Annotated in this window: 17 protein-coding genes; 9 read left to right on the top strand and 8 right to left on the bottom strand. The window is 57.3% G+C overall.

Annotated features, from left to right (window positions below; translation table 11 throughout):
- Positions 1–93: 93 nt before the first annotated feature.
- From QZ487_RS05920 to QZ487_RS05890, 7 genes are all read left to right on the top strand, one after another.
- Entirely contained in the window at positions 94–678 is a 585-nt protein-coding gene (locus QZ487_RS05920) for a NifU family protein (RefSeq protein ID WP_285976829.1), read from the top strand.
- A 16-nt stretch (positions 679–694) separates the two neighbouring features.
- A complete protein-coding gene (locus QZ487_RS05915) occupies positions 695–1,303 on the top strand; it encodes a malonic semialdehyde reductase (protein WP_296023770.1) in 609 nt (202 codons plus the stop codon).
- Positions 1,304–1,340: 37 nt separating this feature from the next.
- Entirely contained in the window at positions 1,341–1,970 is a 630-nt protein-coding gene (tsaB, locus tag QZ487_RS05910; RefSeq protein WP_296023769.1) for a tRNA (adenosine(37)-N6)-threonylcarbamoyltransferase complex dimerization subunit type 1 TsaB, read from the top strand.
- Positions 1,967–2,416, top strand: a complete 450-nt coding sequence (locus QZ487_RS05905; RefSeq protein ID WP_285976826.1) for a GNAT family N-acetyltransferase — start codon at positions 1,967–1,969, stop codon at positions 2,414–2,416. Before tsaB ends, QZ487_RS05905 begins: the two co-directional genes overlap by 4 nt.
- 130 nt (positions 2,417–2,546) lie before the next feature.
- Positions 2,547–2,987 (top strand): MucR family transcriptional regulator, encoded by a 441-nt coding sequence (locus QZ487_RS05900; RefSeq protein ID WP_285976825.1) that lies wholly within the window; start codon positions 2,547–2,549, stop codon positions 2,985–2,987.
- An 89-nt stretch (positions 2,988–3,076) separates the two neighbouring features.
- Positions 3,077–3,499, top strand: coding sequence for a Fur family transcriptional regulator (locus QZ487_RS05895; RefSeq protein WP_285976824.1), 423 nt, complete (start codon positions 3,077–3,079; stop codon positions 3,497–3,499).
- Entirely contained in the window at positions 3,471–4,358 is an 888-nt protein-coding gene (locus tag QZ487_RS05890; protein ID WP_296023767.1) for a 1-acyl-sn-glycerol-3-phosphate acyltransferase, read from the top strand. The genes QZ487_RS05895 and QZ487_RS05890 overlap by 29 nt, the downstream gene beginning before the upstream one ends.
- A 5-nt stretch (positions 4,359–4,363) precedes the next feature.
- On the opposite strand, the gene QZ487_RS05885 is transcribed toward QZ487_RS05890, so the two are convergent.
- The 7 genes from QZ487_RS05885 to QZ487_RS05855 form a co-directional block, all read right to left on the bottom strand.
- Positions 4,364–5,248: a LysR substrate-binding domain-containing protein gene (locus tag QZ487_RS05885; protein WP_285976822.1), complete on the bottom strand. Its 885-nt coding sequence runs from the start codon at positions 5,246–5,248 to the stop codon at positions 4,364–4,366.
- Positions 5,249–5,326: 78 nt separating this feature from the next.
- Positions 5,327–6,199 carry a hemolysin family protein gene (locus QZ487_RS05880; protein WP_285976821.1) on the bottom strand — a complete coding sequence of 291 codons (873 nt, stop codon included), beginning with the start codon at positions 6,197–6,199 and terminating at the stop codon, positions 5,327–5,329.
- Between the two features lie 72 nt (positions 6,200–6,271).
- Positions 6,272–6,757 (bottom strand): rRNA maturation RNase YbeY, encoded by a 486-nt coding sequence (gene ybeY / locus QZ487_RS05875; RefSeq protein WP_285976820.1) that lies wholly within the window; start codon positions 6,755–6,757, stop codon positions 6,272–6,274.
- A complete protein-coding gene (locus QZ487_RS05870) occupies positions 6,758–7,705 on the bottom strand; it encodes a PhoH family protein (RefSeq protein ID WP_285976964.1) in 948 nt (315 codons plus the stop codon).
- A 219-nt stretch (positions 7,706–7,924) separates the two neighbouring features.
- On the bottom strand, positions 7,925–9,265 hold the full coding sequence (gene miaB / locus QZ487_RS05865) for a tRNA (N6-isopentenyl adenosine(37)-C2)-methylthiotransferase MiaB (protein WP_296023765.1): 1,341 nt from the start codon (positions 9,263–9,265) through the stop codon (positions 7,925–7,927).
- A 39-nt stretch (positions 9,266–9,304) separates the two neighbouring features.
- Positions 9,305–9,472, bottom strand: a complete 168-nt coding sequence (locus tag QZ487_RS05860; RefSeq protein ID WP_285976818.1) for a hypothetical protein — start codon at positions 9,470–9,472, stop codon at positions 9,305–9,307.
- A 10-nt stretch (positions 9,473–9,482) separates the two neighbouring features.
- Entirely contained in the window at positions 9,483–9,929 is a 447-nt protein-coding gene (locus QZ487_RS05855) for a peptidylprolyl isomerase (RefSeq protein WP_285976817.1), read from the bottom strand.
- Positions 9,930–10,027: 98 nt separating this feature from the next.
- Between QZ487_RS05855 and mgtE the strand changes: the two genes are divergently transcribed.
- On the top strand, positions 10,028–11,476 hold the full coding sequence (mgtE, locus tag QZ487_RS05850; RefSeq protein ID WP_285976816.1) for a magnesium transporter: 1,449 nt from the start codon (positions 10,028–10,030) through the stop codon (positions 11,474–11,476).
- A 36-nt stretch (positions 11,477–11,512) separates the two neighbouring features.
- Here the strand turns inward: mgtE and QZ487_RS05845 are convergent, their stop codons facing one another.
- Positions 11,513–12,448, bottom strand: coding sequence for a cyclase family protein (locus QZ487_RS05845; RefSeq protein WP_285976815.1), 936 nt, complete (start codon positions 12,446–12,448; stop codon positions 11,513–11,515).
- A 69-nt stretch (positions 12,449–12,517) separates the two neighbouring features.
- On the opposite strand from QZ487_RS05845, the gene QZ487_RS05840 reads away from it, so the two are divergent.
- The gene (locus QZ487_RS05840) at positions 12,518–12,907 is read left to right on the top strand and encodes a DUF1489 domain-containing protein (RefSeq protein ID WP_285976814.1); all 390 of its coding nucleotides are present in this window, start codon (positions 12,518–12,520) and stop codon (positions 12,905–12,907) included.
- Positions 12,908–12,917 lie beyond the last annotated feature (10 nt).

Raw genomic sequence — 12,917 nt, 5'->3', positions numbered from 1 at the left:
TCACTATAGGGGCGCAACAAGTGAAGGGATAGTGAATGATCGCCAAGCTTTGCTGCCTTGTCGGCAGGCTGCGTCGCGCCTACATTCACACCTATGTTCATTGAAACCGAAACGACACCCAACCCATCCAGCCTCAAATTCCTGCCTGGCCGGCAGGTTATGAGCGCAGGAACGCACGAATTTGCGACACCCGAGGCCGCCGAAGCGAGCCCCTTGGCGCAGGCCATCTTCGACACCGGCGAAGTCACCAATGTCTTTTTTGGAGCAGACTTCATCAGCGTCACATCAGCGCCCGGCGTCAGTTGGAGCGATTTGAAGCCGCAAGTGGTCGCGATCCTGCTCGACCATTTCGTTTCAGAAGCGCCGCTGTTTGCTGGCGGTGACGCATCGGGGATATCAATCCCCGCAGACGAAGCAGACACACTGGTTGTCGAAGATGATCCGGCCAATGCGGACGTCGTGGCTCAGATCAACGAATTGCTGGAAACGCGAGTGCGCCCTGCGGTTGCCGGTGACGGCGGCGATATCGCCTATCGCGGTTTCAAGGACGGCGTGGTCTACCTAACCCTGCAAGGGGCATGCTCGGGATGCCCTTCCAGCACAGCGACGCTCAAGCACGGCATCGAAGGCCTGTTAAAGCATTATGTTCCCGAGGTGCTGGAAGTGCGCGCAGCCTAACACTCAAGGACGATTGATGACCAAGCAATTTCATGGAACCGTGTTGTCTGTCGACGCGCTCGATCAGCTGTTCAACGAAGCGCGCACCTATAATGACTGGCTCGACAAGCCGGTGACTGACGCGCAATTGCATGCGATCTGGGACCTGCTGAAAATGGCGCCAACATCGGCGAACATGCAGCCTGTGCGGATTGTCTGGGTCAAATCTGACGAACAAAAACAGGCGCTTGCAAACTGCGCCATGGAAGGCAACAAGGCAAAGATCCTTGCCGCGCCAGTGACTGCCGTGATCGGTTACGATATCGATTTCCATGAAGAGCTGCCCTGGTTGTTTCCGCATAGCGACGCGAAAAGCTGGTTCGAAGGCGACGAAGAAGGCCGCAAGGAAGGCGCGTTCCGCAATTCTACGCTTCAGGGCGCCTATCTGATGCTGGCGGCACGCGCGGTCGGGCTCGATTGTGGGCCTATGTCGGGCTTCGATGCAGACGCAGTCAACGCCGCATTCTTTGCCGATGAACCGCGCCACCGCGTCAATTTCATCTGCTCGGTGGGCTATGGCGATCTGGAAAGCATCTTTGATCGCAGCCCAAGGCCGGATTTTGACACGTTCAACACAATCGTCTGACTTGAAGCGTTTGGCCGCTTGAGGCATCGCAACTTCCATGCGGACGCCCAAACGAACACTCGCAATCGAAACAGCAACTGAGGCCTGCTCGGTCGCCGTGTTCGAGGGAGACCAATTGCTGGCGGGCCAACATGTTGTATTGGGCCGCGGCCATGCCGAACGGCTCGTGCCGATGATCCAAGCGCTGCCCGACAATGGCAAAGCGGACCGTATCCTGGTCTCGCTTGGCCCGGGTAGCTTTACCGGCGTCAGGATCGGGATCGCTGCAGCGCGCGCATTGGGCCTTGCATGGGATGCTGATGTGCAAGGTTATCCAACACTCACGCTGCTCGCAGCAATGGCTCAGAGCGAGCGACCGGATGCGCCGCTTATGGTCTGCATGAATGGCGGGCATGGCGAATGGTTCGTTCAGAACTATTCGCATGGCAGCAATCCTGAAAGCGAAGTGCAGTCACTTACGCCGGATGAAGCTGTCGCTGTCTGCAACTACCAAGTCATTGCAGGAAATCGGGCGCAGGAAATGGCTGATCAATTGGGAGGTCAGAGCGTGGCACTCAATATACTGCCCGATGCCCGCAAGACCTACCTGCTCCGCGAAGCCCACCTAACAACCAACCTTGCGCCGATCTATGGCCGCGGGCCTGATGCGAAGTTGCCAACCGGATGAACAAGATCAGCCAAGTCGATCAGATCATGGCGGTTATGGAGACCGCCTTTGACCCGCAATGGGGCGAAGCATGGAACAGGCGCCAAGTCGAAGATGCGCTTCTTCTTCCCAATACTTTTGCCATTCTCAATACTAGCGACAGCCAAGATGAAACAGCAACCGGCTTTCTTATAACGCGCCACGCTCCGGGGGAAGAAGAGCTTCTGCTGATCGCGGTCGATCCAAATTATCGAAGACAGGGTACAGCAAAGAAAATGCTATCGCAATTGAAGGTTGACGCACGCACTCGCGGGGCATCACATATTTTTCTTGAGATGCGCGAGAACAACCCAGCCAAAGTATTATACCTTCGGGCAGGCTTTGAACCCATCGGCAGACGCAGGGCATACTACTTGCTTTCAGACGGAAATCGTATGGATGCCATTACTTATGGATTGTCTATTTGATGTGAATTAGTACTCATTTATGTAGAATTTCACACATACACGCCTTGAAAATCTCGCAGATTAGGTGCATCCGAAACAAATCGGGGGGCTACACTCCGAAGGGCAAAATATAATAAAAGTGAGGAACTCTATGGATATGACCGAAGTAGACATGAAAGAAACGCTGATCACGCTGACTTCGGATATTGTCGCTGCACATGTCAGCAACAATAATGTCGATGTCGAAAGCGTACCATCGCTGATCAGCAATGTGTATTCAGCTCTCTCGACGCTTGGTGGGGTGGCCGGCGTAAAGGAAGAGCGCCCAGAGCCTGCTGTTACCGTCCGGGCTTCAGTGAAGAAGGATCACATCGTTTGCCTGGATTGCGGCAAGCGCATGAAAATGCTCAAGCGTCACTTGTCGACAGAGCATGGCATGACGCCTGACGAATACCGCGCCCGGTGGGAGCTCGGACCCGAATATCCTCTGGTCGCGCCGAACTACGCAGAAACGCGCCGCAAATTGGCCAAGGAAATCGGCCTTGGCCGCATGCCCGGCCAGAAGCGCGGTCGCCGTAAAAAGACCACCTAAAGACGCAGGCCGTGGTCTGTTGAAGAGCGCCTTGTTTCGCCGCAGCTTGTGGCTATACAAGGCGTACTCCAACACTAGCGGAGGCAGGATTGTCGCAGAAAATCGATCTTGAGCAGCTTTGCGCCGACAAGGGGCTGCGTATCACAGAGCAGCGCCGCGTGATCGCGCGCGTGCTGTCGGATAGCGAAGATCACCCTGACGTCGAGCTTCTGCATCAACGTGCTTCTTCTATCGATCCGAAGATTTCGATCGCCACCGTTTATCGCACAGTCCGCCTGTTCGAAGAGGCGGGAATCCTGGACAGGCATGACTTTGGCGATGGCCGCGCGCGCTATGAAGCCGCGCCGGAAGCTCACCATGACCATCTGATCGACGTCGAGACGGGCAAGGTCGTCGAATTTGTCGATCCTGAACTGGAAGCCTTGCAAAAAGTTATAGCAGAGAAGCTCGGCTATCGCTTGGTCGACCATCGAATGGAACTGTATGGCGTCCGCATCGCGCGCGAAGACTGACGCCGAGTTACGGGCAGCCGCGGCGCGCGGTGAGCCAACTCCAATATCGCCAATGGGCTGGGTGCGTCTGGGCAGGCGGGTATTCCTGCTGTTCCTGGCATTGCTGCTGCTCGTACCAGTGCATTACCTGTATCGAGCGCTCGCCTATGGCTCGCCTTTTCCGATGTACTTCCTGCGCTTCGCCGCATGGGTCGCCGGGGCGCGAGTCAAAGTGATCGGCACACCCTTGCGCCGCGATGTGTTCTTCATATCGAACCATCTATCATGGCTTGATATCCTGGCGCTGGCTGGCGCGAGCGGCACCGCATTTGTCGCCAAGGCAGAACTCAACGAGGTGCCAATCGTCGGATGGCTGTCGAGGCTCAACCGCACGGTTTTCGTTAAGCGTGAGAACCGCATGGGCGTAGCCGAGCAAATCAACTCATTGCGTGAAGTGCTTTCGGACAATTGGTCCGTCACGGTATTTCCCGAAGGCACTGTAACCGATGGCCAGTCTCTGCTGCCGTTCAAGACTAGCATGTTGCGCGTGCTCGAGCCGCCGCCGCCAGGAGTGCTCGTTCAACCGGTCATGCTATTCTACGGCGAGATTGCAGAATGGGTTGGCTGGGTCGGTGATGAGACCGGGCTTAACAATTTCAAACGCGTCATGGCGCGCAAGGGCACATTCCCGCTTGAGCTGCATTTTCTGGAGCCGTTCAGCCCGGAAGATCATCATGGACGCAAGGCGATTGCCGCAACGGCTCGAAACGAAATCGAGTCCGCACTGGTCAATGCGCTCGGCAAACCTTTGCGCGAATTCGAGTTTTCGGTTGATCCGGTGCGTTATCAAGCGCCGGAAAAGATTTTCCCGATCGAATAGCGGGCTTAAAGCCCCGCACTGACCAGCCAATCGTGGAACAGGCGGACAGGCCGTTCTTCCAGCGCGGTCGGCTTGCACACAAACCAATAGCTGTACGGGCTTTCAACTTCCGCCCCATATAGGTCAGTAAGACGATTGTCGGCCGCACGGCGCAAATGGTCATCATGCATGATTGCTATGCCAAGACCCTGCGCCGCTGCTTCCAGCATCAACTGGCCAGAGTCGTAATGGTCGATCGCTGCAGGCTCCAGATTCTCCAAACCAAGTGCCCGCTTCCATGCTTCAAAACTAAATGGCAGCTCGTTGTGGATTAGGAAGGTTTGCTTGCCGAGCTTGTCGATATCAACCTCGTCCCCCAGCGTGCCCGCCATTTCCTTGCTGCAGATCGCGTGCACCATGTTGTGATCGAGCCGCACCGCATGAAGGCCTTGCTCTGGCCCCTGGGACAGGATGATGGCTGCATCGAGAGTATCGCCAACACGGCCCTCCAGATGCGGCCCGGTGTCGATGTCGATATGCAGCAAGGGGTGCCGCTTACGCAGCTCGCCCAGCCGTGGAAACAATCGCTGACTACCAAACAGTGGCAGCACGCCCAACCGCAATCGCAGCAAGGAGATATTGTCCGATTGGCTTTCCACCGCACGAGCGAGCGCTTCCATGTGCGGGTTCACCGCTTCGTAGAACGCCTGACCTTCGTCGGTAAGCTGCATCGATTGGCGCGCCCGGGTGAACAGCTTCTTGCCGACGAATTCCTCAAGATTGGTGATCCGACGCGACAACGCCGAAGGGCTCAGGCCGATCTCTTCAGCGGCGGCACGAGCAGAGCCCAGGCGGACTGTTCGCATGAACGCTTCAAGAGCGCGGAGTGGGGGTAGGCGACGAGCTGGCATTTCAATTTCTCTCTTTCCAAGAAAGATACGCTTACGCCAGTCAAAAGATGCAAAAAATCGAAGAAAAGCCCAAATTTGTTAGGCTTTTGTTGTTGTTTCCGCATCCTTTGGCGCGTGCAAACGCAGCCGCGTGACGTGGGTTTCATCGCCGTCTATCACTTCGATGCGCCACCCACTGGAATGTTCAACCACTGCGCCAACCGGCGGAACCTGTTCGGCCAGAACGAACGTCAGGCCGCCCAAGGTATCAACCGATTCAGCAACTTCTGCCAAGCGCGGGTCCACGATTTCAGCGACATCATCCAGCTCGGCACGCGCATCACAATCCCACATACCGTCACCAATCGGCACGATCAGCGCTTCTGGCGCATCGTCATGCTCGTCTTCAATGTCACCGACAATTTCTTCGACCAGATCTTCAATCGTGATGAGGCCATCTGTTCCCGAGAATTCATCGAGGACAACTGCCAGATGAACGCGCCGTGCGCGCATGTCGGCCAATACATCCAATGCGCCGCGCACCTGCGGCACATAGAGTGGTTGCCGCATCAGCGTGGTCCAATCCGCCGGCGGCGGCTTGCCATTTGCAAGGAAAGCAAAGACGTCCTTGATGTGGATCATTCCGATCACATCATCCAGTTTTTCACGGTAAACCGGCATGCGCGAATGGCCATGCTCGCTAAATGCGGCGACCAGCTCATCCCAGCTGATCGACGCTTCCACAGCGATGATTTCGCTACGCGGCACCGCCACGTCATCGGCATCGTGTTCGCTGAAGTGCAGTAGATTGCGCATCATCTGCCGTTCAACCGGCGACAGATCGCCACCAGCATCTTCGGATGGAGCGGCATCACAATTGCCGTCTTCATGCTCATCAATCGCATCTTCGAGCTGCGCGCGAAGGCTGCGATCGCCATTGCCGATCTTTAGCAAGTTCTTGAGAGTGGTCATCAGACCGCTGCTACTGTCCGCGTCTCCCGCGGTAGATGGGGAATCGGGCATGGCCCTTAGTGGCTACTCCTATCAGTCACGATCCATATATGGGTCTGCGATACCAAGTTTTGCAAGTATTGGGATCTCCAAAGCCTCCATATTGTCCGCATCTTCTTCACTAATCTCGTGGTCGTAGCCCGCAAGATGCAGCAATCCGTGGACGATCAAATGCGCGGCGTGATGGTCCAGCGGTATCGATTTCGCCCCTGCTTCGCGAGCGCAAGTCTCATACGCAAGTGCCAGATCCCCCAGCATGACAGGCGGGCCGTCAGGCGCCAGATCGAGCAATTCTTCGCGGGTCAGCATGGGAAAGCTTAAAACATTGGTGGGTTTGTCACGACCCCGCCACTCGCGGTTGAGCGTGCGAACCTCTTCGTCCGAGGTGAACAGCAGGCTTGCGCTCAGGCGCACATTGGCAAGCTCGGGCGCGTTGTCTCCACAAGCCTGCGCAGCGCTCGCGGCCAACGCCTCCCAATCGCCCGAAGGCCAACCATCAATGTCGGTGTCTAGTTCCACCTACTCGGACGGGCCCTCATAGGCCTCAACAATACGGCCCACGATCGGGTGGCGCACCACGTCTGCGCTGGTGAAGCGCGACACCGCAATCCCTTCAACATTCTCCAGCTTGGTTACTGCATCCGCGAGGCCGCTCATCCGGTCACCACCCGGAATGTCGATCTGTTTGGGGTCGCCGCAGATCACCATCCGGCTGTTCTGGCCAAAACGGGTTAGAAACATTTTCATCTGCTCGCGCGTGGTGTTCTGGGCCTCATCCAGGATTACAAATGCATCGGCCAGTGTCCGCCCGCGCATGAATGCAATCGGCGCGATCTCGATCTCTCCACTTTCGATCCGTCTTTCCACCTGTTCTGGCGGCATGCAATCGAACAGCGCGTCATAAAGCGGACGAAGATAGGGATCGACTTTGTCCTTCATATCGCCGGGCAGAAAGCCCAGCTTTTCGCCAGCTTCCACCGCCGGGCGCGACAGGATCAGGCGTTGTACGCTGCCCGTTATCAACTGACTGACGGCCTGTGCCACCGCGAGATAGGTTTTTCCGGTCCCCGCTGGGCCCAATGCAAAGATGATATCATCCTTCGCCAGTTGCCGCATGTAAGGGATCTGCCCGGCACTGCGCGGCACGATCGTCTTGCGCCGGGTCCGGATCATCACCGGCGGGCCATTGTCCTCATCGCCCGAGATGATCCCCTCCAACGTCGGCTCATTCGACATTGCGATCAGCGATTCAATCGCGCCAGCATCCAGATCCTGCGCTTGGGCGAGCCGGTCATACATTGCTTGCAACGTATCGCGGGCGCGCGCCACGCTGTCTTGCGGCCCCTCGATCTGTAGCTGGTCCCCGCGGGCAGAGATAAACACGCCCAGTCGGTTTTCGACCTGCACCAGATTGGCATCGAACTCGCCGAACAATGGGACCAGCAACGACTGATCCTCAAAGCTCATTTCGATCCGCGCGCGGCGCGGCCTGGCTGCTGCTGGAAAGGGCGAAACCTTCGATCCGGTTTCGCGGGGCGATTGATTGGCGGGTTTACGTGCCATGCGCTCCTTTGGCGTTAACGCCAGCTGTGTTTCTGAGTCGAAAATGTAAGCGGGTTTTCGCCGCTGGCAAGCGCGCGCCCTTCACGAAGCGGTGGAAAGTCACTCAGCTGTCACGCAATTCCCTCAGGCGAATACCGGCTGCTTGAGCTTGCCCATCAACGAATTGGGGCCGCCTTCAACGATCTCAACCGTTACCATATCCCCTATCTGGGCGTCATCCTCGAACCAGACCGAGGTAAGCCAGGGCGACTTGCCCAGCCATTGGCCGTCCAGCTTGCCCTTGCGCTCCACCAGCACGTCGCAAGTTTTGCCGACCAGCGCTTGGTTGAATGCATGCTGGTCGCGATTAAGCCGCGCCTGCAAGCGCTGAAGCCGGTCATCCATCACCTCTTTGGCGAGCTGATTCTCCATCGTAGCTGCGGGCGTGCCGGGACGCGGCGAGTATTTAAAACTGAACGCCTGAGAATAGCGGACCTCGTCCACGATCTTCAGCGTGTCTTCAAACTCGGCCTCGGTCTCCCCTGGGAATCCGACGATGAAATCGCCTGACAGCGCGATATCAGGGCGCACTTCACGGAACCGCTCAAGCAGCCGCAAATAGCTTTCCGCGGTGTGGCTGCGGTTCATCGCTTTCAGCACGCGATCATTGCCCGACTGCACCGGCAGATGAAGATAGGGCATCAGCTTGTCGACTTCGCCATGCGCCGCGATCAGCGCATCATCCATGTCATTGGGGTGGCTTGTTGTATAACGAATGCGTTCGAGCCCATCGATCCTGGCTAGCGCATGGATAAGGCCCGCCAGACCTACTGTGTGTCCCTTTGTGTCCTCTGCGGACCAGGCATTCACATTCTGCCCCAGCAACGTGATTTCGCGCGCGCCGGCTTCAACCAGTTTCTGCGCTTCAGTGATCAGATCATTGAATGGACGCGAGATTTCCGCACCGCGTGTGTAGGGTACCACGCAATAGGTACAGAACTTGTCGCAGCCTTCCTGGACCGTGAGGAATGCGGTGGGGGAGCGACGCTTGCGCTGAGGCAAGCTGTCAAACTTCGCAATCGCAGGCATGTCGGTATCGGTCGCGCGTTCGCCCTTCACTGCCCGGTCCAGCATTTCAGGCAGTCGATGATAGGCTTGCGGCCCAACCACCATGGAAACTGCCGGCGCGCGCTTCATGATCTCTTCGCCTTCGGCCTGCGCCACGCAGCCAGCGACCGCAATCATCGGCGCTTTTTTCTGCGTCTTGCCTTTGGTCAGGCGGCCAATGTCCGAATAGATCTTCTCCGCTGCTTTCTCGCGAATATGGCAAGTGTTAAGAACCACCAGATCGGCGTCCTTGCCTTCGGGTGCCTCAGTAATGCCTTTTTCAGTAAGCAGTTCCGCCATGCGTTCGCCATCATAGACATTCATCTGGCAGCCGAAGCTTTTGACGCGGTACGTCTTGGGGGTCTCTGTCGGTCTCATGATGGCGCGCGCTTTAGCGGGAAGACCGCGCGGGTTCAATCATTCTGCTATAGAGGCGGCGCGGCGCACGTCCTTCTCGCGGCCAAAGTCGCACCACCCGCCCGGCTCCATCCGGCAGGGGCTGCGCGACCGGGTGATGTCAGGATATGTGACGCAACCGCTGAGCAGCGATGCCAGCAGGACCAGTGCTGCTCTGCGGTGCGTCATGATAGTTGGATCAGGAAACCGTGGCTTTCACGATTTTGCTCGGATTGGCTGGTGGTTCACCCACTGCCAAACCATCGATCAATTCCATGCCGCTCTCGACCTGGCCCCAAACGGTGTATTGGCCATCAAGGAAATGCGCATCATCGAAACAGATGAAGAACTGGCTGTTCGCGCTGTCCGGAACTTGCGTGCGGGCCATAGAGCATGTGCCGCGCACGTGCGGCTCTGCATTGAATTCCGCCTTCAGGTCAGGACGGTCGCTGCCGCCCATGCCGGTCCCGGTCGGATCGCCGCCCTGCGCCATGAAGCCGGGAATCACGCGGTGGAACACCACGCCATCGTAAAAGCCTTCCTGTGCCAGATCGGTAATGCGTTCAACATGGCCCGGTGCCAGATCGGGGCGCAATTTAATCACAACATCGCCGGATTCGAGGGTAAATGTCAGCTTCTCAGCCATGGGTAGAATCTCCTTTGTTGGCGCAGCGGTATAAAGAGTTGTGAGCGTGAGTCACCCTGCACCTTGCCTTTTCCCCCTGCCTGCCTAGACCAAGCGCTATGTCCGATGATGCGCGCCTTGAAGAGGAAGACCTGCTGACGGCTGAAATGCCGGAAGAAGACGGCCCGCATCCTGACGACCGCATCGATGACGAGCGGCACGATGAAGAAAACCGGCTAAAACCCAAATATATCCGCAGCGTACGTGACGCATTTGAGTCGGGTGACAACAATGCCGTGTATGATCTGGTGGAGCCGCTTCACCCAGCTGACGTCGCCGACTTGCTGGAGCTGTTTGACAAGGATGAGCGCGGACAGCTCGCCGCTGCGATAACAGACTTGATGAGTTCTGAAGTGGTCGCCGAGCTGAACGACCACGTGCGCGAAGACATGATGGAAGCGCTCGCGCCTGAAGCGGTTGCGACCATTGTCGAGCAGCTCGAAACCGATGATGCGGTTCAGCTGATCGAGGATCTGGACGAAGACGATCAGCAAGCAATCCTTGCCGAGGTCGATTCCGAAGACCGCGCGGCGATTGAAAGCGCGCTCGCTTATCCGGAAGAAACCGCTGGCCGTTTGATGAGCCGGCACTTTGTGGCGGTACCGGAACATATGAATGTCGGCGGTCTGATCGACTATATGCGTCACGAAGGCGATCTGGCTCAGGAATTCTACGAAGTATTCGTCGTGGATGAACGGCACCATCCGGTTGGCACTTGCGCGCTAAGCTGGGTGCTGACCACGCCGCGTCACATCAAGCTGACCGATGTAATGAAACGCGATCAGACTCTGATTCCGGTCGATACCGATCAGGAAGAAGTCGCGCTGATGTTCCAGAAATACAATCTGATATCAGCCGCTGTGGTCGACGAGAGCGGGCGCCTGGTCGGGCAGATGACAGTGGACGACATCGTCCACATTATCTCCGAAGAAGCCGGTGAAGATGTGCTGCTGCTGTCGGGCGCGGGCGATGGCGATATTAACGAGCCGATCCGCGAAGCTTTTTCCAGCCGCGTGCGCTGGCTGATCGCGAACCTTGGCACAGCCGTGGTTGCCTCTGCCATCATCGCCTTCTTTGGTGCCGCGATCGAGAAACTGGTCGCACTCGCGGTGTTGATGCCGATCGTTGCCAGTATCGGCGGCAATGCCGGTACACAGACCATGGCTGTCGCTGTGCGCGCAATCGCGACCAATCAGCTGACGCGGGCCAACACTTGGAAAATCGTGAGCCGCGAATTGCGCGTTGCGTTGCTGAACGGTGTAACCATCGCTGTGCTGATCGGAATCGCAACCGCAATACTATTCACGCCTCAGCTAGGTACGGTGATCGCGGTTGCGATGGTGATCAATATCATCGTTTCCGGCATGGCCGGCGTTCTGGTGCCGGTGATGTTTGAACGTCTGGATCAGGACCCGGCTGTGGCATCATCAGTTTTCGTGACGATGATCACTGACAGCATGGGCTTTTTCGCCTTCCTTGGCCTGGCTGTCCTTGCTGGCCTTGCCTAGCGGCAGTTTTTCTAGCGGGCGCGGCTGCCTCGCTATCTACCTAATCGCCACCGGATTGATCACCGCTTGCACTGATCCCGCAAATCGCGGCTGACCCAGTACAAAGAAGAACTCGTGCACACCGTCTGCTGCAAGATCGTTCGTATTCATGGTCTCCAGAATGTAGACACCGGCATCCACCAACAGGAATTGGTGGACAGGAAAGACACGGCCCTCGCCGAAGTCCTGCGTTTCAAGCCCTGAGCTATCCGCACCGATGGCCACAACGCCCAGTTCGGCAAGATACTCCGCTCCGTCCATATTTATGCCCGGCTGCTGCTCGATATAGGCTTTTGGGTCTTCGTCCGCCATCGAGAGCCATCCGGTATGGAACAGCACAATATCGCCCGCTTCGATGGTTACACCCTGCGCTTCGGCAGCGGCGGAAATCTCCTCGCGCCCGAAACCCTGCATGGGAGCAAGCCGGTCCACGCCGAAATGCTTTGCCATATCGAGCATGATCCCGCGCGTGGCGATGGGCGGAATGTGCTCTATTCCTAGAGCCTTCAATCCATCTTCAGAAAAGATATCCTCACGCCGGACCCCTCCATAGTGCACTCCGTCACGCCCGATATGCCCGAACCCGTCGATCTGGCTGCCGATCCCGACATGCGTTTCGAGCCGGTCATCATGCGCGGTGGCTTTGTTCGAACCCATCGGCTCATTAATGCCTACAACACTGATTGAATAGCTCCGCCCCGGATAAGGAACCGTGTCAGGGCCGGTGATCACCCCCAGCGCATAGGTTTTGCCTTCAGTGACCAATCGCGCAGCGCGCGCGGTCATTCCCGGCGTGATCGTGGTCACCATGCCCAGCTGAGGATCAGGTTCGCCAACAGCGACGGGAGCATCCTGCGTTGGAGCTTGCGAGCAAGCGGCCACCGCCAAAAGTACTCCGGCAAGCACGCCGCCTTGGAAATTCTTCGTATTCATTGAAACTCTCCCCTAACAAAACTGCCCCAGCGGGCTTGAATCTGCGGCCTCATGTGCCAGATCATACCCATGCCGCTCAATTTGACCAAGATTGCATTTGGAGCGCAAAGCTTCGACGATATCGAGAGCTGGTATGCCGGACGGCGCAGCCCGCATCTGACGACAAAGTATCGGCCCACCAAGTGGGAGCAATGCATTGGCGGATCACTTTACTGGATTCATCAGCACAATCTGGTCGCGAGATCGAAGATCACAGGATTTTCACAAACCGACAGCGGCCGTTGGCTGATCGAGTTGGAGCCGAAGCTGATCCGGGTGCACCCCCAACCCAAGCGCGCGCATCAGGGTTGGCGCTATCTCAAAGGCGAGCCACCGCGTGACTTGGAAGACGACGAAGACATCGGCGATGCGCTGCCCGGAAAGATGGCGGTCAAGTTGCAGAAACTGGGGCTGATTTAGGACGGCACTG

The organism is uncultured Altererythrobacter sp. (assembly GCF_913057185.1).
In the GTDB taxonomy this organism is placed as follows: Bacteria; Pseudomonadota; Alphaproteobacteria; order Sphingomonadales; family Sphingomonadaceae; genus Erythrobacter; species Erythrobacter rubellus.
This window is presented reverse-complemented; position numbering and strand designations above follow the sequence as displayed.

Excerpts from the sequence above, each read along its gene's own strand:
- QZ487_RS05840 (WP_285976814.1), top strand. The coding sequence starts at position 12,518 with ATGCCGCTCAATTTGACCAAGATTGCATTTGGAGCGCAAAGCTTCGAC.
- QZ487_RS05880 (WP_285976821.1), bottom strand. The coding sequence starts at position 6,199 with ATGACCACTCTCAAGAACTTGCTAAAGATCGGCAATGGCGATCGCAGC.
- QZ487_RS05870 (WP_285976964.1), bottom strand. The coding sequence starts at position 7,705 with ATGAGCTTTGAGGATCAGTCGTTGCTGGTCCCATTGTTCGGCGAGTTC.
- QZ487_RS05845 (WP_285976815.1), bottom strand. The coding sequence starts at position 12,448 with ATGAATACGAAGAATTTCCAAGGCGGCGTGCTTGCCGGAGTACTTTTG.
- QZ487_RS05860 (WP_285976818.1), bottom strand. The coding sequence starts at position 9,472 with ATGACGCACCGCAGAGCAGCACTGGTCCTGCTGGCATCGCTGCTCAGC.
- QZ487_RS05905 (WP_285976826.1), top strand. The coding sequence starts at position 1,967 with ATGAACAAGATCAGCCAAGTCGATCAGATCATGGCGGTTATGGAGACC.
- QZ487_RS05920 (WP_285976829.1), top strand. The coding sequence starts at position 94 with ATGTTCATTGAAACCGAAACGACACCCAACCCATCCAGCCTCAAATTC.
- QZ487_RS05890 (WP_296023767.1), top strand. The coding sequence starts at position 3,471 with ATGGCGTCCGCATCGCGCGCGAAGACTGACGCCGAGTTACGGGCAGCC.
- tsaB (WP_296023769.1), top strand. The coding sequence starts at position 1,341 with ATGCGGACGCCCAAACGAACACTCGCAATCGAAACAGCAACTGAGGCC.
- QZ487_RS05900 (WP_285976825.1), top strand. The coding sequence starts at position 2,547 with ATGGATATGACCGAAGTAGACATGAAAGAAACGCTGATCACGCTGACT.
- QZ487_RS05915 (WP_296023770.1), top strand. The coding sequence starts at position 695 with ATGACCAAGCAATTTCATGGAACCGTGTTGTCTGTCGACGCGCTCGAT.
- QZ487_RS05855 (WP_285976817.1), bottom strand. The coding sequence starts at position 9,929 with ATGGCTGAGAAGCTGACATTTACCCTCGAATCCGGCGATGTTGTGATT.
- miaB (WP_296023765.1), bottom strand. The coding sequence starts at position 9,265 with ATGAGACCGACAGAGACCCCCAAGACGTACCGCGTCAAAAGCTTCGGC.
- QZ487_RS05885 (WP_285976822.1), bottom strand. The coding sequence starts at position 5,248 with ATGCCAGCTCGTCGCCTACCCCCACTCCGCGCTCTTGAAGCGTTCATG.
- mgtE (WP_285976816.1), top strand. The coding sequence starts at position 10,028 with ATGTCCGATGATGCGCGCCTTGAAGAGGAAGACCTGCTGACGGCTGAA.